Source organism: bacterium (genome assembly GCA_040754625.1).
GTDB lineage: Bacteria > JACRDZ01 > JAQUKH01 > JAQUKH01 > JAQUKH01 > JAQUKH01.
Window position 1 is genome coordinate 1 of the sequence record JBFMCF010000104.1, and the last position, 21642, is coordinate 21642.

The following is a 21642-nucleotide window of genomic DNA, read 5'->3' on the forward strand; positions in this document are numbered from 1 at the left end:
TTTGGCGTTTAAATTCGTTGGTAAAGGTTCGTTTCGGTTTCATGATAGGTTCCTTTCTGCCCGTTTTGGGCTTTAGGTCCTATCAATAGTCTAACATATAATTACAGTTTTAGGGGTGCAGTCCAATGGGAGATCCAGATATAAGAATGGAATTTTCACATAAAAAGGCAAAAGAGTTCAGAAAATTAGTTTTTAAGCTTACAAAAGAAAAAAATGCTGACAGAAAACAAAAAATAGAAAATCTTAAAAATCTAAAAATTTTTATTGACGAAATAACAACATATCGAAGGAAATAAATTCTATTGTATTAATAAATATAAGGTAACTTATAAAAATTTACATTACCTAGCTAAATCGTAGTTTGCTGTTTAATTATATTTTAAATAAATGTGAACAAAAAGATGTCAATTCAAAAAACCAGGCATATCAAACGGCATAAAACACATATTACAAGAGAAGACAAGGAAATATTGCTTAACCAGAAAGGCGCCCTGATATGGTTTACAGGTCTTCCTGCTTCGGGGAAATCAACCATTGCTAACAGTCTTGAAAAAGAACTTTATAAGCAAGATTATTTGACTATTGTTATGGATGGCGACAATATCAGGCATGGTTTGAATAAAGACCTGGGGTTTTCTCAGAAGGATAGATATGAAAACATTCGGCGGATTGGAGAGGTTGCTAAGCTTTTTGTTGAAACAGGTATATTAACCATTACTGCTTTCATTTCACCATATAGTGCCGACCGCGATAATGTCCGTTTTATGTTAAAAAATTCAAAATTTATTGAAATATATCTTAAATGCCCCCTGAGTGAACTAGAGAAGCGCGACCCAAAAGGTTTTTATAAAAAAGCAAAAGATGGTTTAATTAAGGAGTTTACGGGTATCTCCGCGCCATATGAAGCACCATTAAATCCAGAAATTGTTCTGGATACATCAAAGTTATCCCAGAAAGAATGTGTTAAAACTATCTTACATTACCTTAATAGTGTTAGAGTATTGGACAACCTGCAAAACTCAGCGACTTAAATGCAATACATTGGTATAAGGTATAATAAAAGATGAAATACTATTTTGAACTAATAATGCTTATTATAGGGGCGTCTATCGCAGGTATATATTCCTTTTTTGACGGCTTAAAAAAAATGAAAAAAAGAATGATGGAAAATATTCCGACTTCTAAAATACGTTCTTTGGCTCTCGGGCTTGTAGAGCTGAGCGGGAAAGCAGAAGCAAGAAATAAACCTTTACAAGGACCTTTAAGCGGAAAAGATTGTGTTTTTTGTAAATATTCTATTGAAAGATGGGAAAGAAGAGGGAAAAGTCATAGTTGGGCTAAAGTTGTTGAAGGCGGTAGTTATGATATCCCCTTTTATATTCAGGATGAAACTGGTAAGGTTCTGATAGATCCAAGAACTGCAGAAATAAATTTTCGTGAAATAGATTTTAATTTAGAAACAAATAAAAATTTTCCTCCTAATCTAATTACTTTAATGGAAAGGAATAATATAAAATATAAAAATAAATTATTTTTGTTTAACCCAAATTATAAAATGCGTTTTAAGGAATGGAATATTTTTGAAGGTGATTTAATTTATGTTCTTGGAACAGCGAAGAAAGCGGTATGATGAAATTCCAAAATTAATTAAAATATGCGAACAATATGCTCAATATGAACGCTCAACATTGAAAAAAATAATTGCTTTACGTACTGAAGCCATGCATACAACAAGCATTGCTGATAAGGCAAATAAAGAAAATGAACTTACAAAATATTTAGGAAAAATTTTTGCTATCGGTGAAGCATATCCGGAATTGAAATCTAATACCAGCATTTTGCAGCTGCAAACCCGGATAAGTTCTCTTGAGAATGAAATAACTGACAGACGAGAATTATATAATGACAGCGTTAATTTATATAATATCCGCATACATGAACTGCCGGATATAATAATCGCTGGTCTAATGGGGCTAAAGGAAAAGGAAATGTATAAGGTTTCAGAAGAAGAAAAAAAAGATGTTAAATTAAATATAAATTTACCTAAATAAAGTGAAGGAGAAATATTAAATGAAATCAAAAACTTTCAATTCCCGCAAAAAATATTTACTGATTTTGGGCGCGATCTTATTTATTGAATTTATCGTCCTCGCGGTAAATCCTTATGACCGCAGGGACTGGTTGCTTGAAAACTTTTTAGTTTTGATATTTATAGGGTTTCTTTTCAAAACCTATAAAAAATTTCCTCTCTCAAAAATATCCTACACATTGATTTTTGTATTCTTGTTTCTGCATGAAATTGGAGCCCATTATACTTATTCTTTAGTGCCTTATGACTCATTTTTTGAAAGTGTTTTTGGAAGGACTTTAAACAGTATTTTGGGCTGGGAGCGAAATAATTTTGACCGCCTTGTGCATTTTTCCTACGGCCTTTTACTGGCATATCCCTTGAGAGAGATGTTTTTAAGGATAGCAGATGTTAAAGGTTTCTGGGGTTATTTTCTCCCGCTCGATATTACAATGTCCACATCCATGATATATGAATTGATAGAATGGACCGCCGCAGAATTTTTCGGCGGCGAACTCGGTGCCGCGTATCTTGGAACACAGGGGGATGTGTGGGACGCTCACAAGGATATGCTACTTGCAAGCACAGGCGCCTTAATCACAATGGCTATAACGCTTTTAATAAACAGTTACCTCAAACGTGATTTTACAAAAGAATGGATACAGAGTCTGAAAGTAAAACATCCCGAACCACTGGGCGAGGAAGAGATTAAACACATATTGAAGAAAAAATAGTACTCTGTTACACCAGTTCTGTTTCCGCAGGCGCCTTATCTTTTTCACTCCATCCCATACTTTTTTAATTTTCTATATAAAGTCTTTAATCCGATGCCGAGAATTTGAGAGGCCTTGCTTTTATTACCATCGACTAATTTCAGGGTATGGACAATTGTCTTTTTTTCTATTTCATCAAGAGACAATAAGTTTTCCTGTTTTGAATCTTTAATGGAAGTATTTGTATCTTTTCTAAGATATGACGGCAGATTATCAACCTCCATGATTTTACCGGAACTTCTCACAACCGCGCTCTCCAAACAGTTTTTTAACTCCCTGATGTTCCCGGGCCAATTATGATTTTCCAAAATTTCCATGACTTTCACTGAAATTCCTTCAATTTTCCTGTTAGTTTCTTTCCCGAGCTCATCCAGAAAATATTCCACAAGCAGAGACAGATCGCCCTGCCGTTCACGCAGCGGGGGAAGAAAGATATTTACGACATTCAGCCTGTAAAAAAGGTCCTCACGGAATTTTCCTTCTTTAACTGACAAAGATAGATCTTTATTGGTCGCGGATATCACCCTGACATCCACTTTAATCGGCTCATGCCCGCCGACGCGCTGAAACTCTTTTTCCTCAAGGACCCGAAGGAGCTTTGCCTGCAAAGGAAGGGACATCTCGCTTATTTCATCAAGAAAAATTGTACCTGTATGCGCCTGTTCAAAGAGCCCTTTTTTCCGGTCATAAGCGCTTGTAAACGAACCTTTTTCATGCCCGAAAAGTTCGCTTTCCAATAATCCTTCCGGTATGGCAGCACAGCTTATCTTTACAAAAGGATTAGCGCTCCTGTTGCTGGAATAGTGGATTTCATTCGCAACAAGTTCCTTTCCCGTGCCGCTTTCACCCTGGATAAGAACCGTAGACCTGGATCCGGCCACCTGTTTTATTAATTCATAAACCTCTTTCATTTTTTCGCATTTCCAGATTATTTTATGGGAATAAATTTTATTTTTTAATCTTTCTTTTAAATTTTTATTTTCTTCTTCTATTTTTTTATTCTGGAATATCTTGTGTATGACTAAAATCAATTCATCAATGTTTATTGGCTTGGTCAAATAGTCATAGACACCCTCTTTCATTGCTTCAACCGCGGACTCAACTGTACCGTAAGCGGTCATAAGAATTACTTCAGTATCAGGATATTCCTTTTTTATTTTCCTGAAAAGATATAAACCATCGCTGCCCGGCAGACGCAAATCGGTTATTACAAGACTTGCCTGGTTTTCTTTTAATATTTTAAGCGCGTCCTCGGTACTTTTCGCGGAATCTACCGAATATCCTTCCTGTGTTAAAATCTTTACTAAAGAATCTCTTGTGTTTTTTTCATCATCAACAACAAGTATCATATCCTTTAACATATTACATTACCTCAAGATTGTGTGTATATGCGTTTACGTTTTTACCGGCAGTTTAATGAAAAAACTGGTTCCCTTATCCAAGATGCTTTTAACGGTTATCTGCCCGCCATGTTCTTCAATAATTCTCTGGGCGATTGAAAGCCCGAGGCCGGAGCCATTTTCTTTAGTGCTGAAGAAAGGTTCGAATATCTGGTTAATTATTTCATCTTTTATGCCATGCCCGGTATCAGAAACCTGAATAGTAATAAAATCTTTTTCATCTGACCTATATATAATAACTTTTAATTCTCCGCCGTTTTCCATAGAATGAAATGCGTTAATAATTATATTCAGCAGGACCTGCTTCATTAATGATTCATCAAAAAACGCTGTTATTTTTTCCTGCGGAAACCGGCTGATAATACAGATATTCTTTTTATCGGCCTCGGCCTGGATTAAAGTTAATACCTGCCGGGTAAATTGTTTGATGTCTAACTCTTTTGCTTTTATCTTTTGCGGCCTCGCGAACATAAGAAATTCCTGGATTAAGGAATCCAGCCTTAAAACTTCGCTGTTGACGAGACGGATAATATCCTGCATTTCATCTTTTTCTTTCAGCCCGCTTTTTTCCAAATATCTTTTTAAAAGCTCAAGGTTTAACCCTATCGAATTAAGCGGATTTTTTATTTCATGCGCCAATCCCGCCGCGAGATTTCCAAGCCTTGCAAGATGTTCAGCCCGGGCCAGTTGCTTGTTCCGTTTCTCCAGTTCCAGCGTTCTTTCATTGACTTTTTCCTCCAGTTTGCGGTTCCAGCTCTCAATTTCCATTTGGGTCTGTTTGAGTCTAAGCAGTATGTTATGGTAAATTGCGAGGATAAGCGTGAAAGCGGCTGTAATCGGTAAAATTCTCTCTATATTTATTAAAAAAGAATTCCTTTCTTCCGAGAAAAGATTAATTAAATGCGCGAATTGAATTGTAAGGATAAGCCCCAGAAATATTTTTATTAATATGCTTGGGGATTCCCTGGGGCGCAGGTAAAGAATAGTAAAAGCTATAATGCCAAATTGCCACACGCTATAGACAACCTCATCAATAAACAGGAACCGGCTTCCCGGGATCATAGGGCTTAAACCGAACCCGGAGAGATAGTTCAAACTTGCTTTTATCAAAATAACATGAATAAAGGGGTATAAAAACAGTGTGGCAATATTTAAATAAAAATATTTTTTAAACCAGGTTTTTTCTTTAGCATATGGAAATAAAAATGCCCAGGCAAGAAAAATCAGGGAAAGCGTGTTAAACCAGAAGTCGATAATCGGGAAAAGCGGTTTTGGATGCGGAATAGAAAAAAAATGCGCCCTGACAAGAAGAAAATGAATAAATATTAACCTTGCAAGCATCAGGCTGAAGGCTATGATTAAATATAGCGCTTCTTTTTCTCTTGCCCGTTTCCATTCATAACACAGCATAAAAAGAACTATCACAACCGCGACTAAATAATGCGAATTGTAAAAAAGTTCTCCCTCTATGCTTGCAAAGAATGCAAAAATTTTATCCATACCCTGGTTCGTGAATCGTTGTTCGTGAACCGTGAATCGCAGGAATTTATTAAACTTATTTTTCTATTCACTATTCACTGTTCACTATTCACTTATTCATTATCTCTTCGTAATAAAGGTCTCTTTAAACTCCCGGTATATATCAGTTAGTTCCTTGTCATCGGGCATCCTTTTTAATTCAACTGCCTCATCACGGAGTTCTGCCAGTAAAAGCGGCGCTTCTTCCTCGCTGATTTTTATTCCAAGTGTTTCATATTTGTGAACAACGGCAGCGGTCCCCGAATGCTTGCTGACGCCGATTTTCCTTTCTTTAAGGCCGACTTCCTCAGGGAGCATTATTTCATAATTCTCAGGGTCTTTGACTACCCCGTCCGCGTGGATCCCCGATGTATGCCTGAAAATATTTTCACCCACAATCGGTTTCCACTCAGGAATATAGCGGCCGGCAGCCTTCGCAACATATTCGCAAACTTCCCGGAACATTTCCGTTTTATAGCCTAAATCAATATTCAGGGAAATTTTCAACGCCATTATAACTTCTTCAAGCGCCGCGTTACCCGCCCGTTCTCCAAAACCGTTAACTGTCGTGGCAATCCATACTGTCCTGTCCGGATATTCTTCCGCGGCACGCACACCGGCGAGCGAATTCGCCACAGCCATTCCCAAATCGTCATGTGTATGCATCTCAACATCAATTTCCATATCCAGATAATCCTTAATCCTTCTGTATGTTTCAAAAGGATCGATGAAACCCAGCGTATCGCAGAAACGAAACCGGTCCGCTCCCGCTTCTTTTACCGCGTGCACGTATTCTTTTACAAATTCATGGTCTGACCGTGAAGCGTCTTCTGCATTCGCTGATACATAAAGCCCGAATTCTTTCGCGTATTTCACAGCTTTGACCTCGGTTTCTATTACCCACGGTTTTTCTTTATGAAGTTTTTTCCTAATCATAATGTCCGAAGTCGGCATTGAAATACAAATTGAGTCCACACCCAGGTCAATTGAATCCTTTATTTCATGTAATACAGGGCGGTGCCATCCCATCAGCAGGCTTTTTATCATTCCCATTTTTTTCCGGCGGATTAATTCCTTCACATATTGCCTTTCATATCCCTGCTGGGACGGGAACCCAAGTTCAATCATGTCAACGCCCAAATCATTTAAATATTGCGCGATTGTGATTTTTTCCCTGTTTGAAAATACAATCCCATAAGTCTGCTCTCCGTCACGAAGAGTTGTGTCCCCGATTTTTACCCTTTTCGCCATTTTGCTTAGATTAACAGTCGACCTCTGCATTTTTTTATGTTTTGACATAAATATCCCCTTTAAATATGTTTAATGTTATAAAGTTTTTAATGTTTGTCCGTCTCAGACAGATAACTTTCAACTTTACAACTTTATAACAATAGCTTCCCAATCCCTTCTTCAATTCTGTCCAATCCCTTCTGAATATTTTCCATTGATGCCGCGTATGAAAGACGGATATAATTATCATTGCCAAACGCGATTCCCGGGACCACCGCGACATTCATCTCTTCAAGGAGGTAGGAAGATAAATCCAGGGATGATTTAATCTCCCTGTTTTTAAAGTTTCTGCCAAGTAATTTTTTTATCCGCGGGAAAACATAAAACGCCCCATGGGGCATTTTGCAGGAAATACCTTTTATTTTATTTAACCTTTTAACCATATTTTTTCTACGCTCGGAGAATTCATTTACCATTTTATTAACTTCTTCCTGCGGGCCGTTTAAGGCCTCAACCGCCGCCTTCTGCGAAATAGACGCGGGGTTGGAGGTGGAATGGCTCTGGATATTATTGACCGCCTTTATTATATTTTCATCGCCCGCGGCATAACCTATGCGCCACCCGGTCATCGCGTATGTTTTTGACACACCGTTTACAACAATCGTATTTTTCTTAATTTCATCACCGAGGCTCGCTATGCTTACAAACATATTATTATCATAAATTGTTTTTTCATATATCTCATCCGAAATAACTATGATTCCTTTTTCTAAAACCACATCTGTTATTGCCTGAAGTTCTTCTTTCGTATAAATCATTCCCGTAGGATTAGAAGGGCTGTTTATAATTAACGCCTTGACATTTGTTCCAGCTTTCTTTTTCAGCGTTTCCGGCGTGATTTTAAAACCGTCTTTTTCTTTTGTCTGAACAATAACAGGTTTACCGCCTGCCATTTTTACCATTTCCGTATAGCTGACCCAGTATGGCGCAGGAATAATAACCTTGTCTCCCGGGTTTAAAATCGCCTGGAAGATATTATAGAGCGAGTGTTTCGCACCGCAAGACACAATAATCTCCTTTTTTGTGTAAGTTAAATTATTGTCCCTTTGAAATTTTCTAATAATGGCGTCTTTCAACTCGTCTGTCCCCCCGACCGGTGTGTATTTTGTAAAACCGGACTGGATGGCAGAAACGGCTTTATCTTTGATATTTTGCGGAGTGTCAAAATCCGGCTCTCCCGCGCCGAAACTTATAATATCTTTACCTTCCGCTTTCATCTTTTTTGCCAGGCTGTCTATTGCCAATGTCGGCGAAGGGCTGATGTTTTGCGCCCGTTTCGATATTTCCATCTTTCTATGTCTCCTTTTTCATTTTTATAAAATTCTTTAAAAGTTTTTTACCTTCTGTGGTTAAAATCGATTCAGGGTGAAACTGGACACCTTCAAGGTATGGAATTTCCTTATGCCTTATACCCATGATTTCACCTTCTTTTGTCCACGCGGAAATTTCAAAATGACCGGGAAGGGTTTCCCTTTTTACAATCAATGAATGATACCGGGTCGCCGTAAAAGGGTTTTCCAAACCTTCAAAAATTGTCTTTCCATCATGGTGAATCAATGACGTTTTTCCATGCATCAACCGTTCAGCCAACACCACCTGCCCGCCAAAGCAATAACCGATACACTGATGCCCCAGGCAAACTCCCAGAATCGGGATCCTGCCCGCGAATGTTTTTATGACATCATTTGAAATCCCGGCTTCTTTTGGTGTACAGGGTCCGGGGGAAATAACGATCCTGTCTGGTTTCAGGCTTTCGATCTCCGGCGTTGTTATTTTATCATTCCTGAAAACCTTTACATCCTCGCCAAGTTCTCCAAGGTACTGCACTAAATTATAAGTAAAAGAATCATAATTATCTATCATTAATAACATATTTATCCGCCCCCCTCTGCCATTTCTATAGCTTTTATCATACCCTTTGCTTTATTTACGCTTTCCTGGTATTCTTTTTCGGGGTCGGAATCAGCCACTATCCCTGCGCCGGCCTGGATATACGCGCTTTTGCCTTTGATTAAAATCGTCCTGATTGTTATGCAGGAATCCAGGTTACCGGAAAAACTGAAATACCCGACCATTCCCGCGTAAGGCCCTCTTTCCTCCCTTTCCAGTTCGGATATAATCTCCATCGCGCGCACTTTAGGAGCGCCTGAAACAGTCCCGGCCGGGAAAGTGGCGCGAATAAGATCGAACTGGTCCTTTCCCGGCAAAAGTTCGCCTACGACATCGGACACGATATGGATTACATGAGAATATTTTTCAATAACCATCATCTCCGGGACCTTGATTGTTTCGAATTTTGCCACTCGTCCCAGGTCATTCCTTCCAAGGTCAAGAAGCATTGTGTGTTCCGCAAGTTCTTTCGGGTCCTTTTTTAATTCTTCAATTAATTTTTCATCCTCCTCCGGCGTAATACCCCGGGGCCTTGTCCCGGCAATCGGCCTTAATTCTATTTTTTTGTCTTCCTTGCGCACAAAAACTTCCGGTGACGAGCCGACTAAATGGAACTTATCCATTTTCAGGTAAAACATGTAGGGTGAGGGGTTAACGATACGTAAACTTCTATAAATACCAAAGGGGCTCTGGCTGATTTTCGTCTGGAACCGCTGTGATAAAACAACCTGGAAAATGTCCCCGGCCCGGATATAATCTTTTGCCCTATCCACCATCTCTTTAAACCTTCTTTTATCGATATTGGAAGAAACACCGTCTCTTTCCATGGATGAAACTTCTTTTTTCTTTGCTTTCCTGGACGACAGATTGCTGTTTAACTGCAAGATTTTCTCCTCGATTTTCGAGGTTGTTTCCTTGTAACATTCCTCTAACGGTTTCTCAGGCATAATAAAAGCGTTCGAAACCACTTTTATCGTATGTTTAATATGATCAAAAACCAGGATAGTGTCTGTTAAAAGGAAAAGAGATTCCGGCAGGCAAAGATTATCTTTTTTGGGTCTCGGGATATTTTCAAAAAAATGGATGAACTCATATCCCAGGTACCCTACCAGTCCGCCGTGAAACCTCGGGAGTCCTTTAATCCGTACAGGCTGGTATTGCCGCAAAATTTCTCTAAGTGCATATAAAGGATCAACGAATTCTTTTGTTTCGGTTTCCCCGCCGCGTATAATCTCGATTTTCCTGCCCTTTGACCGGATAATTACCGACGGGTCACTCCCCAGAAAGGAATATCGGCCGACTGTTTCCCCTCCCTCAACACTTTCCAAAAGGAATGAATATTTTGATTTATCAATTTTCAAAAAGGCCGATACCGGAGTTTCAAGGTCTGCCAGTATTTCCTTGTAAACAGGGATAAGATTCCCCTCTTTGGCCTTTTCTTTAAATTCTTCTAATGACGGATAATACACGTAAACCTCGAATTAAAAAGTTAAAATAAAAATTTCAAAATTGCGGTATCACTCCGCGATAATAAATTTTACTCAGTGCACACTTCACTTCTGCTTTTTGACTTTTGACTTTTGCCTTTTTTTTAGCTCCGCATAAACCTCATCAGGTGTAATTCCATGATACCCGAGCAATACAAGCAAATGAAACCATATGTCGGCTGCTTCATGGATAATTTCTTCTTTTTTTTCGTCCCGCGACGCTAAAATAATTTCCGCGGTCTCTTCAGCTACCTTTTTAAGGATCTTTGTCTTGCCTTCCTTAAAAAGGCTTGCGGTATAAGAGCCTTTTTTCTTTGTCTTTTTTCTATCAAGAACTACCCGATAGATCTCATTTAAAATATCCGATTTATCTTTTCTCATTTTTTAAATATTCTAACATCCAAAGCTTTAAAAGTCAATAAATCCTATGGATCCGCTCTTTTAATCCCGTATCTTTTCTTTAAAGGTTTCGCGTAAAATAGAAGCGCCGACAAAAGGGTGAAACATATCACTCCCGAGAAAATAATAATGACCCTTATCCACGGCTCATTATTCTGTATGCGAAAGGCAACCAGCGCATAACCCGCGCGGACCCATTCCAGAGCGGCAAGTATCAAAGCCGCCTGCGCCGCTTTCGCGATTTGAGGCTCTGAAACTATAATAAGAGGAAATAATAAAACAAAAATGATTGAGGCAAATAATGTGTTGCCTTCACGTATGAAATGCACGGCCAATAATAAAAAGCTTATCATAGGAGGCGCCAGTAAAAGTAAAGCTGAAAGGCCCGGATACGCCTTTCTGAAAATAATCAACCTGATAAAATGCCCGCCAGCCAGGCATATCGAAGATATAAGAAGCGAACCCATTATTGAGACAGCCAGCCATTTACCCGTTTCTCCCGAATCCATATAACTTTTAATCGAATAATAAGAATAAACCGCGCAAAGCAAAATACTTAAAAAAATAAATATGGAATTATACCGGAAAACCGATTCTTTTTTCCCCTCTTCTTTGGGAGAAAACCTGATAAATAACAACAGGGACAGAAAAAATATAACTGATAATATGAGCAATGATATAACTGCCGTTAATAACATTCTAACCTCCGATCGAATTATGATCCACCGGCCAAAGAAGGCTTTTTCTTCATGCCGTCAATAAAATGAAAAAACGCAAGAATCGGGTGTTTTGACGTCATCCTGGGACCAGCGTATCTCATTACATCGCGGATTTTTTCTCTCATATCTTTTTTATAGCAATGCGTCGGGCAATTCGCGCAGGTTGTTTTTCCTTCCTGATAAGGGCATTTATCAAGCCTAAGCAAAGAGTATTCCATGAGTTCACTGCAGGCGGGGCAAATCCCGCTTTGCACCTTATGATTACCCTTGCAATACATTTCAATTGTAATTTTTAAGGTTTTTCTTTCTCTTTTCAGCCTTGGATGTTTGTATAGCATATTAAGCGTAGTATATCATAATTTAAGGTAAAGGACTTTTATCAATTGATCGGCAGGAAGTTTTACCGGAGGATTATATCACGGCTGGAGAGGCGAATCTGAACTCCATATTATTTCGAATTGTTTGTCTTTTTCTATCTTGCCTATTCTTATTGTTTTCCATGTGTGCTGGTTCCCAACATTTACGCAAACCATGCCTTCCGGCGCATTCAGGTTCTGCCCGACTATAAAGCGCATGACTTCTTCAGCATTGTCTGTTTCCGCATCTTCTACAGTTTGTTTCCATAGATATACTCCAAAATATCCGGCTTCTACTGCGTCATCAGTTATTTGGGACAGGCCGTATTTCCTGTTTAACTTTTTGATAAATTTTCTGTTTTCCTCTGAGTCTATATTCTGGAAATAACTCTTTACAAGATAATTTCCATATACCTCCTCGGCATACAAATGTTTAAATTCATCCTCAGTAATATTGAATGACATAACGGGAACTGATTCCGGCTTGATTTTTTTTGCCCTCAGGTTAATAAAAAAATAAACATTACTTTCTCCCAAAATCGTATTCAGAATAACATCGGGTTTAGTTTGAATTATTTTTTGCATTGCCTCGTCAAAATTGCCGCTCCCTGACGGGATATACGCTTCACCTACAACTTCGCCTTTCAGTTCATTAATATTGTTCTTAATAATTAAATTAAATATTTTTGAATAAGATGTGTCTGAACCAATAAGGAAAAACTTTTCCTTCCGGTTTTCAAAGCACCACTTGACAACAGGAATAATCTGCTGGTTCGGCATCGTGCCGGTAAAAATGATATTCGGATGTTTTTCAAATCCTTCAGATTTACAGGAACAAAACAGGATACTTTTATATTTTTCAAAAATGGGTTTTACAATTTCACAGACGCTGGAATTACCGCTGCAAAATACAACACTGACCTTTTCTTCGGTTATTATTCTTTTTACTTGTTCAGCCGCCGATGACAAATCATTTTCGAGTTCAACAATAACCGGCTCAATTTTTCTTTTCAACACTCCGCCTTCTTCGTTAATTTCGTCTATTCCAAGCATAACTGAACTAATAACAGTTTTTTTATTGGCGGGTATTCTTTCAGTCTTCATGTAAAATATGCCGATTTTAATTGGTTTTGTTTTTTCCAGCGCTGAATATCTTGCATTTGACACTTCCATGAACAAAGTAATATTGATAAGAAATATTCCAATAAAAATAAATATAGGTCTATTTTTATTTTTCATTTTCTTTAAAACATAAATTGCAGGTAGGATTATTATTTCAGTATAAATATATTATATTTAAAAATATTGAATTTGTCAAGTAAAAAAAATTATAGATTAACCTCTTCAATTGGCAAAAATATGTTTACTTTTGTCCATTTTTTTTCTTCACTGTCTATTTCTATCAAACCGTTATGGACATTGATAATTTCCCGTGTCAGATAAAGCCCAAGTCCGGTCCCTCCCCTTTTGGATGAATAAAACGGTGTAAAAAGATTAAGCATTTCCTCTTCCGGTATCCCTTCCCCTTTATCAAAAATCTCTATATTGATATGGTCTTCATTAAACGATGTTGTTAATCTTAAATATCCCTGTTCAGGCAGGGCCTGGACAGAATTTTTGATAATATTTATTAATGCCCGTCTCATCTGTTCATAATCGACAGAAACTTCAGGGACACCCTTCGTTAATTTTTCATCTATCTTTATCTTTTTACTAAAAATTAATTTATTAAGGCTGTCAAGGCTGTCTTTTATCAAACGATTGACATTTGTGAGAGTAAGATCGGTTGCAGAAAGTTTTGATAATGATAAATAATCATCTACGATATCATTCAGCCGGTCTATTTCCTTGTGTATTATGCCAAGCCTATGCTCCAGTTTCGGCGTAAATTCTTTTATGATTCTTTTAATTTCATCTTCTAAAAGATCTGTATTTAAAAAAAGCGAGTTCAAGGGATTTCGTATTTCATGGGCCACACAGCCTGCAATGGTACCCATGGCTGACAGCCTTTCTGTTTCCAGAAGCCTCTTTTTGACTTCCATTAATTCGCTTGTGTCACGAAAAGTAATAAGTATCCGCGGCAGCCCTTTTTCTTTGCTGTCTAACCTTGTAAAAGAAATTGTTATCGGAATACGTTCGCTATTTATGTTAATTATCGCGGCTTCCCGGTGCTTTAATTCTTTTCTGCCCTGTATTTCAATCAGAAAATCTTTTATTTGTATCGGGTCGGAAAAAAGGGCTGAAACATCAGTCCCTTTTTGCTCTTCTAAATCCAAACCTGTAAGTTTTTCCGCCACCTTGTTCCACGATAAAATTTCTCCCAGCTCGCTTACAGTAATCATCGCATCGGGGTAATAGCGGATAAACCCGGTAAGATAATCTTTTAATTTATCCTCTTTTTCAACTCGTTTTTTCATTAAAAATTATCATAACATATTTTTATTTTTATTCAAGAAATTTCAGGAGGCTTTGACAACAATAAACAATTAATTTGACAATTTATATTTTTTTGGTAAAATAACCCTTCAAGAGGAAATACCAAAAATGAACTTAACAGAAAGAGTATTCGTAATATTAGGTGTTCCAATAACATGGAATGATATTTTCAACTGGCTTTTTCTTATAGCCTCCACGGTTACATTATTTGTTGCTATTGTGTTACAAATAATCCAATCAATAAAAAATTGGAAAAAAACTGATAAATGACCGCAATTGTTGTTATTCCTACTTATAATGAAGCCAGTAATATAGTTTCTCTTATAAAAAAAATCCTAAGTTTCAATCTCAATCTTGGCATTCTGGTTGTTGACGACAACTCCCCTGACGGGACAGGAAAAATTGCCGATGACCTTGCCAAACAATATCCGCAGGTATCGGTAATTCACCGTCCTAAAAAACAAGGGCTCGGCCGTGCATACATCGAAGGTTTCCATTATGCAATAAAACAAAAACCCGACTATGTAATAGAAATGGATGCGGATTTTTCGCATAACCCTGAAAAAATACCCGAGTTTTTAAAAGAGATTAAAAATTACGACCTTGTTATCGGTTCCCGCTATCTTAACGGCATGGTCAGTGTTATTAACTGGCCGATAAAAAGGCTTATTATAAGCCTTACAGCTAATAATTATATCAGATTAATTACCGGGCTGAAAATACATGACTGCACCGGCGGTTTTAAATGTTTCCGCCGTGAAGTTCTGGAAAATATAGACTTGGACAAAGTTAAATCTGACGGGTATGCTTTCCAGATAGAAATGAATTTCCGCGCACAGGAACTTGGATATAGAATCGGAGAAATTCCTATTATATTTGTAGACCGCCATTCCGGCACGTCCAAAATGTCACAGAAGATTATGTGGGAGGCCTTTTTTTTAGTGTGGAAGCTCCGAATTGGGTCAATTTTTAAAAGCCATAATAATGAAAAGGTTCGAGATAATAAACCAAACTGATATCTACACCAATAAAATTTTTAACGATTATATAAATTGTTTTCCAAAACTAAAAGATTTCTTCGGCTGCCGTCCCTCCTTTGAAGCTCTTCCTGAAAACAATGTTCCCCGCGATAATGCGCTTATTGAACACCTTATGGAATATAACAAAAAATTTTACTGCGGCGAAAAAACACTAAATAATTTACTCCTGCTAAAAGATAAAACTACCTCCATAGTCTCTACCGGCCAGCAGCCGGGTCCTTTTATCGGACCTCTTTATACCATTTATAAAACTATTACGGCTGTTATTCTTGCTGATACCTTAACAAAAAAAACAGGCAAAAAATTCATCCCTGTATTCTGGATTGAATCTTCAGACAGTAATATCGCGGGTATTTCTTCTTTTTTTTATATAAACAGGGAAAATAAACTAAAAGACCTGAATTTTCCTTTGCCAAAAGAAAAAACAGGGGCATCCTTTTCTAAAATCGCAGTCAACCTTCAAGATATAAATAAATTTATTTCAAATATTAAAAACGATATTGACGGAGAGAAAAAAGAGGGAATTTTCAGTCATTTCCGGGACATACTGCAGGAAAACACCAATTTCGTTGAATTTTTTGCATCTTTAATGAGTTTTCTTTTCTCAAAATACGGGCTTGTGTTAATAGACCCGCAGCAGGCTGTTGTCCAAAAGTTTCTAAAACCTATTTTTCAAAAAGAAATACAAAATCCTTCTATTTCTCCTTCCCTGGTTAAAAAGGCCTGTGATAAATTAACTGAAGAAGGATATATCCCCAGCCTTAATATATTTCCCAACTCCACCCTTGTTTTCCTTGAAGAAAACGGAAAAAGAGAAAAATTAAATTTTTATCCCGGGCATTATAAAACGGGAAAGACAACATATTCCAAAGAAAAACTTCTTTGCATCCTGGAAGAAAATCCGGGCATATTCAGCCCTAATGTCGCTTTAAGGCCGATCGCGCAGGATTTTCTGTTAAGAAGTTCCATTTATGTTGCCGGCCCCAATGAAACAGCCTACTGGGCCCAATTAAAAGAACTATATGACTTTCATAAAATTAGTATGCCGATGGTTTTCCCCCGGCTTGGCGCGACACTAATCCCCTCACTTGTATCAGAATTAATGTCAAGCTGCAAATTATCCTTTTTTGACTTTAACAACAGGCTGGATAAAAAAATAAGTCTGATGGTCAGGCAAAAGCCTGAATTAAAAATTATTTTCAATTATTTATTCCCGCAGCAGGTTCTTCAGGAAAGAAGGTTGAATATATTGCAATTTCTGGTAAAATATGATGTGAAATTTATAGATGAATTGGTGCGGGTATTTTCTTCCAATGACAAAATATTCGGAATACATTATTTAATTTATCTATAAAAATTCAGACGGATAACTTAAAAAGAAAATGGTGAAATTATGCAGCTTGACATTTTAGCTTTTGGCGCGCATCCCGATGACGTGGAAATATGCGCGGGCGGATTTTTATATAAAATGAAAACCCTTGGGTATAAAACAGGTGTAATCGACCTCACAAGGGGTGAAAACGGAACATACGGAACACCCAAACAAAGGAAAAAAGAATCTGCCAGGGCTTCCGGGATATTAAAATTAAACATAAGAGAAACACTTGACATGGGGGACGCGAAGGTTTCAGACTGTGAAGAAAACCGGGTAATTCTCGCTGAAAAAATAAGATTTTATAAACCAAGGATTTTACTCCTGCCATATTGGCACGATGCGCATCCTGACCATGTTACAACTTCAATCCTGGGGGAAAAAGCGTGTTTTTACGCCAAATTGAAAAATTTACACATCCCGCTTTCTCCTTATAAGGTTGAAATTGTATTTTTTTATCAGTTACATGAATTTGTATCGCCGAGTTTCATCGTTGATATTTCAAGTGAATTCCCTGTAAAAATGAATGCCATTAAGGCGTATCGTTCACAATTCGGGATAAAAGAGAGAAAAGTTTTTTTGGAAAAAATAGAAACAAAATCCAAATTTTGCGGGCACCTTGTCCAAACCAGATACGGAGAACCGTTTATTTCTAAAGTTCCCCTAAAAATATCAGATCCGCTGACTCTTTAAAACGCTATAGGGTGAAGGGGCTATGCTCCAGGGAGGAGTGAATATTTTCCCTAAACCCTGGAACCCAGACCCTAGACCCTGGAGCCTATTTATGTTAAAAATCGGAATCGCGTGTTTTCCTACTTATGGCGGGAGCGGCGCTATCGCAACTGAGCTCGGAATGTACATGGCCCGGAAGGGGCATGATGTCCATTTTATTTCATCACAAAAACCTTTCAGGCTGAAAAGCGGATTAGAAAATGTATATTTCCATCCGGTGAAAACCAAACCTTATCCCGTATTTTCTTACCCGCTATACTCTTTTGCTTTAGCAAGTGAGATGAAGGAAGTAGCGGAAAACTATAAACTTGACCTCTTTCATGTCCATTACGCTTTGCCGCATACTATTTCCGCGTATCTCGCGAAAATAATTTCATCAAGAAAACCTAAAATTATTACCACGCTCCATGGAACGGATATTCATCTGATCGGGCTTGACCCGGGATATTTTCCATTGGTCAAATTCGGCCTTGAAGTAAGCGACGGGGTAACAGCGGTTTCCCGCTATTTAAAAAAAGTAACCGAAGAAAAATTTTGCTCGAAGTGTGATATAAAATTAATTCCCAACTTTATTAACCCGGAATATCTTAAAAGAAAATCCGTTAATAGAAAGCATGATAAAGTTATTCTGCATATTTCAAATTTCCGGCCGATAAAAAGAACTCTGGATGTAATAAAAGTTTTTAATATTGTCCGGCAGAAAACAGATACCCGCCTTTTGATGGCCGGTGACGGGCCTGATAAACATAAATGTATTGAACTTGCTCATAAATTAAAGCTGACTCGCCATATCACATTTTTAGGCAACCAGAAAAATATAACAGAAATATTTTCAAGATCGGATATCCTGATACTGCCCTCGGAAAACGAAAGTTTCGGTTTGACCGCGCTTGAAGCTATGGCATGCGAGGTCCCGGTTATCGCCTCAAACGCGGGGGGGCTTCCCGAGGTTATAAAAGATTGTAAAACAGGCTACCTCCTGCCTGTCGGCGACATAAAAGGAATGGCTAAGAAGGCAATTGAACTTCTGGAACACCCGGAAAAAAGAAAAAAAATGGGAGCCCTTGGCAGAATGTACGCGATAAAAAATTTTTCAATAGAAAAAATCGGAGCTGAATATGAAAGATACTACAGATCTTTTTTCTGAGATAAAAGGAAGATTTTATTTAATAGACTCCCATTCCTACATCTACCGGGCGTTCTACGCGATCCACGACCTTAAAAATTCAAAAGGGCAAATGACCAATGCTGTATATGGTTTTACAAATATGCTTTTAAAAATCCTGAAGGAAGAAAAGCCGGATTATATAGCCTGCGCCTTTGACCATCCTAAACCTACCTGGAGGGCGGAGGAATTTAATGATTATAAAATCCACCGCAAACCCATGCCGGATGACCTGAAAAGCCAGATCCCTTATATCAAAGAGGTGGTAAACGGATTCAATATCCCTATCTTCGAAATGCCCGGTTTTGAGGCGGACGACCTTATCGGGACGATCGCTAAACATGTCACAGAAGAGTCCCTGGAAGTCACGATCGTATCCTCCGACAAAGATATTCTTCAACTGGTAAACGGCAAAATCAAAGTCCTGAATGACCGCGGGGAAAAAATATACTATGACAGGGACGCTGTTATAGAAAAAATGGGCGTTCCGCCTGAAAATATTCCTGATTTTCTGGCGCTCTGCGGAGACAGTTCCGACAATATTCCCGGTGTGGACGGCATCGGGCAAAAAGGCGCGTTGAACCTGATAACCCGCTTCAAAACGATAGAAAACCTCATTGAAAACGCGAACGAAATAAAAAATGAGAAACAAAAAAAATCCATTATCGAAAATAAAGAAAATGCCTTGTTAAGCAAAAGGCTTGCGGTAATCAAAACCGACGTGCCGTTTGACATTGACATATATGATTGCAGGATAAAAGAGTTTAACCGTGAAAAACTGGAGCAATTATTTAAAGAGCTGGAATTTAAAGGTTTTCTGAAAGACATCGTAGGCGCGTAGGCACGGAATAAAATCCCGTTCAAAAGTATCACTAATTGGATTGGTATTAGCAAAATGATAACCAGTGAACGATTGGCTAAAGAATATTTAGAACATAAAGTATTTGCACAACTGCTCATTTTTTGCCTTGACATCACATTTCACATTTGATACAATTTCATCATAAATATGAAATATAGAGAAATATTACTTGACCAGTTGAAATCACAGCCATATTTTGACAAAACAGCTTTTTATCAGCTTAGCAAACAGTATGGACTTAAAATCGCCACAGTTGATACCTATATAAGCCGGTCTTTAAAGCGCAAAGAAATTATCCCTCTCAAGAATGGGCTATATGTATCCGCTGATTTTTATAATAAAAACAAGGGAGATATTTCCTATTTATTCTACCTCGCTAATATTCTTCGCGCGCCGTCGTATGTAAGCTCATGGGCCGCGCTTCAGTATTACAACCTGACCACCGAAGCAATACACGCGATAACGTCAACCACTTTAAAAGTAACCCGGGCGTATAAAACAAAGATAGGTAATTTTTCTTACCAGTCAATACAGAAGGAATTGTTTTCGAATTTTGCTTTAACGAAAGATAAATTTGATTTCTTTATTGCCTCTCCGGCAAAAGCATTATTCGACCTGCTTTATTTCAGGACACACCAATTCCGCGGGGTGCGGTTTGAGGATATAAAAATACTAATCGAAGAGTTACGCGTTGATATTGATGAGATAAGCCCGGAAGAGCAGAAAAAATTTTATACAATGATAAAAAACTATATATGACTATGAATAATCAAATTCTTATAACCCTTAAAAGAAAACTTGAAGACATTTCCGCCAGTGGGAACATTGATGTCGAGACACAACGAAACTCACTCAAAGAGGAACTGCAATTTTATGTCCTTAATTTTATTTATCATCATCCAGATTACAGCAATTGGACTATGTACGGCGGCTCAGCACTCCGTATATGCCATGGACTTGACCGTATGTCGGTTGATCTGGATTTTGAAATTGCGCACCCTGTTTCAGATACATTTCTGAATGAATTGAAAGAAGAAATTGAAACACATTTTAAAAATATTTATGGTTCTGGCCAGGAGTTTCTGACAATATCAATAACAAATGGAAGAGGATTGCTTTTACGTTTCCACATTGGTAATGAGTTAGGTATCAGCCATCCGTCAAAACAGGTGCACGTCAAAATTGATCTCAATCACTTTAATGCCCCAAAGGCCGTAATTGAGCGTTGGCCAAAAAACTTCAATCAGCTTTCTTTTGTTATCAAAACCTACAATATGTCCACACTTATGGCAAGCAAGATCGCCGCGATTTTCCTGCGCGGACAGCGCGGGGTAGGCAAGACGGTATATGAAGAAAAAGGACGCGACATATATGATCTTCTTTGGTATATGGATAAAAAAGTGGTGCCCGATCTTAACTATCTCATTGAAAAGGGCGTTGGTGTAAAAGACTTGAGCGCGCTTTTTGACAGACTTACCTTACAGATGAACAAGGTAAATGACACGAATCTCAAACAGGATCTCATGCCTCTTTTCGTGAATCAGATATTTATTGAGAATTGGCTCAAAAATTGGCGGGAAAGCTATTTTCACCTCCTTGATGGATATAAAATTTGCAGAGTAACCACATTAGAAAGTGTGGATGTTCATCAGGATTTTGATACCGAAAATTTTTCTTTCGCGTATTGGTACAATACAGAAGATAAAAAATCAGTAAAAATTATTTATTCTATTACTGATGATTGGATTGAGGATAGAAATGGAGATTTGTCGATACCAGTAGACGGTAAAATTAAAAATCTGGTTAAATTTGATAATAACGTAGTTAAAAATAGACATGTTTCGCAGGATAAATTGATACAGTACGCTACACTTTTTTATCAGAAAACCGAAAATTACCTTAAAAAAACAAATCGTATAACGCTCGGCAGCACCATTACAACCAAACTTGTCAGAACAACTGCGGATAATCTGAATCAGAAAGAACAGATTGTGCTTAATAAATCAGCCCTGCTTTCTTGTGAATTAGATGACTTACTAAAATAAGTAATATGAGCAAAAAAAGCTATGAAAATAAAAAAATAAAACGCAAAAGTATAAAGAAATCCTATGGAAAACTTAACTTGGAGACTGATA

The 21642-nt window shown here is 37.8% G+C and carries 23 protein-coding genes; 12 read left to right on the top strand and 11 right to left on the bottom strand.

The features are described 5' to 3' along the window. Nucleotides 1-125 precede the first annotated feature (125 nt). The 5 genes from AB1498_09890 (at nt 126) to AB1498_09910 (ending at nt 2802) form a co-directional block, all read left to right on the top strand. Complete coding sequence (locus AB1498_09890) at nt 126-296, top strand: hypothetical protein (GenBank protein MEW6088597.1); 171 nt, start codon at nt 126-128, stop codon at nt 294-296. Nucleotides 297-401: 105 nt separating this feature from the next. Beyond that, nucleotides 402-1031, top strand: coding sequence for an adenylyl-sulfate kinase (gene cysC / locus AB1498_09895; protein ID MEW6088598.1), 630 nt, complete (start codon nt 402-404; stop codon nt 1029-1031). Between the two features lie 32 nt (nt 1032-1063). Further along, a complete protein-coding gene (locus AB1498_09900) occupies nt 1064-1630 on the top strand; it encodes a GIDE domain-containing protein (protein MEW6088599.1) in 567 nt (188 codons plus the stop codon). Beyond that, nucleotides 1599-2051, top strand: a complete 453-nt coding sequence (locus AB1498_09905) for a LemA family protein (protein MEW6088600.1) — start codon at nt 1599-1601, stop codon at nt 2049-2051. The genes AB1498_09900 and AB1498_09905 overlap by 32 nt, the downstream gene beginning before the upstream one ends. Nucleotides 2052-2070: 19 nt before the next feature. After that, nucleotides 2071-2802: a DUF2238 domain-containing protein gene (locus AB1498_09910; protein ID MEW6088601.1), complete on the top strand. Its 732-nt coding sequence runs from the start codon at nt 2071-2073 to the stop codon at nt 2800-2802. A gap of 44 nt (nt 2803-2846) precedes the next feature. Here the strand turns inward: AB1498_09910 and AB1498_09915 are convergent, their stop codons facing one another. The 11 genes from AB1498_09915 to AB1498_09965 all read right to left on the bottom strand — a co-directional run bounded on the left by AB1498_09915 (nt 2847) and on the right by AB1498_09965 (nt 14317). Then, nucleotides 2847-4202 (bottom strand): sigma-54 dependent transcriptional regulator, encoded by a 1356-nt coding sequence (locus AB1498_09915; protein ID MEW6088602.1) that lies wholly within the window; start codon nt 4200-4202, stop codon nt 2847-2849. 33 nt (nt 4203-4235) lie between these two features. Continuing rightward, entirely contained in the window at nt 4236-5741 is a 1506-nt protein-coding gene (locus tag AB1498_09920) for an ATP-binding protein (protein MEW6088603.1), read from the bottom strand. A 99-nt stretch (nt 5742-5840) separates the two neighbouring features. Next, entirely contained in the window at nt 5841-7058 is a 1218-nt protein-coding gene (locus AB1498_09925) for a homocitrate synthase family protein (protein MEW6088604.1), read from the bottom strand. Nucleotides 7059-7141: 83 nt separating this feature from the next. Continuing rightward, entirely contained in the window at nt 7142-8338 is a 1197-nt protein-coding gene (locus tag AB1498_09930; protein ID MEW6088605.1) for a pyridoxal phosphate-dependent aminotransferase, read from the bottom strand. A gap of 4 nt (nt 8339-8342) precedes the next feature. Then, entirely contained in the window at nt 8343-8921 is a 579-nt protein-coding gene (gene pabA, locus AB1498_09935; GenBank protein MEW6088606.1) for an aminodeoxychorismate/anthranilate synthase component II, read from the bottom strand. 2 nt (nt 8922-8923) lie between these two features. Beyond that, nucleotides 8924-10408 (bottom strand): anthranilate synthase component I, encoded by a 1485-nt coding sequence (gene trpE / locus AB1498_09940; protein MEW6088607.1) that lies wholly within the window; start codon nt 10406-10408, stop codon nt 8924-8926. Between the two features lie 84 nt (nt 10409-10492). Next, nucleotides 10493-10807, bottom strand: coding sequence for a phosphoribosyl-ATP diphosphatase (locus AB1498_09945; protein ID MEW6088608.1), 315 nt, complete (start codon nt 10805-10807; stop codon nt 10493-10495). 44 nt (nt 10808-10851) lie between these two features. Further along, entirely contained in the window at nt 10852-11523 is a 672-nt protein-coding gene (locus tag AB1498_09950) for a hypothetical protein (GenBank protein MEW6088609.1), read from the bottom strand. 17 nt (nt 11524-11540) lie between these two features. After that, on the bottom strand, nt 11541-11882 hold the full coding sequence (locus AB1498_09955) for a nitrous oxide-stimulated promoter family protein (protein ID MEW6088610.1): 342 nt from the start codon (nt 11880-11882) through the stop codon (nt 11541-11543). Nucleotides 11883-11960: 78 nt separating this feature from the next. Continuing rightward, nucleotides 11961-13139: a transporter substrate-binding protein gene (locus AB1498_09960; GenBank protein MEW6088611.1), complete on the bottom strand. Its 1179-nt coding sequence runs from the start codon at nt 13137-13139 to the stop codon at nt 11961-11963. Nucleotides 13140-13228: 89 nt separating this feature from the next. Then, complete coding sequence (locus AB1498_09965; GenBank protein ID MEW6088612.1) at nt 13229-14317, bottom strand: ATP-binding protein; 1089 nt, start codon at nt 14315-14317, stop codon at nt 13229-13231. Nucleotides 14318-14602: 285 nt separating this feature from the next. Here AB1498_09965 and AB1498_09970 point away from each other — a divergent pair, with 285 nt between their 5' ends. From AB1498_09970 to AB1498_10000, 7 genes are all read left to right on the top strand, one after another. Continuing rightward, nucleotides 14603-15352, top strand: coding sequence for a polyprenol monophosphomannose synthase (locus AB1498_09970; GenBank protein ID MEW6088613.1), 750 nt, complete (start codon nt 14603-14605; stop codon nt 15350-15352). After that, nucleotides 15321-16730, top strand: a complete 1410-nt coding sequence (gene bshC / locus AB1498_09975) for a bacillithiol biosynthesis cysteine-adding enzyme BshC (GenBank protein ID MEW6088614.1) — start codon at nt 15321-15323, stop codon at nt 16728-16730. Before AB1498_09970 ends, bshC begins: the two co-directional genes overlap by 32 nt. A 39-nt stretch (nt 16731-16769) precedes the next feature. Then, entirely contained in the window at nt 16770-17441 is a 672-nt protein-coding gene (gene bshB1, locus AB1498_09980; protein ID MEW6088615.1) for a bacillithiol biosynthesis deacetylase BshB1, read from the top strand. A gap of 91 nt (nt 17442-17532) precedes the next feature. Then, complete coding sequence (gene bshA / locus AB1498_09985; GenBank protein ID MEW6088616.1) at nt 17533-18627, top strand: N-acetyl-alpha-D-glucosaminyl L-malate synthase BshA; 1095 nt, start codon at nt 17533-17535, stop codon at nt 18625-18627. Continuing rightward, nucleotides 18599-19486 (top strand): 5'-3' exonuclease H3TH domain-containing protein, encoded by an 888-nt coding sequence (locus tag AB1498_09990; protein ID MEW6088617.1) that lies wholly within the window; start codon nt 18599-18601, stop codon nt 19484-19486. Before bshA ends, AB1498_09990 begins: the two co-directional genes overlap by 29 nt. A gap of 168 nt (nt 19487-19654) precedes the next feature. After that, complete coding sequence (locus AB1498_09995; GenBank protein ID MEW6088618.1) at nt 19655-20266, top strand: hypothetical protein; 612 nt, start codon at nt 19655-19657, stop codon at nt 20264-20266. A gap of 2 nt (nt 20267-20268) precedes the next feature. Further along, nucleotides 20269-21552 carry a nucleotidyl transferase AbiEii/AbiGii toxin family protein gene (locus AB1498_10000; GenBank protein MEW6088619.1) on the top strand — a complete coding sequence of 428 codons (1284 nt, stop codon included), beginning with the start codon at nt 20269-20271 and terminating at the stop codon, nt 21550-21552. Nucleotides 21553-21642 lie beyond the last annotated feature (90 nt).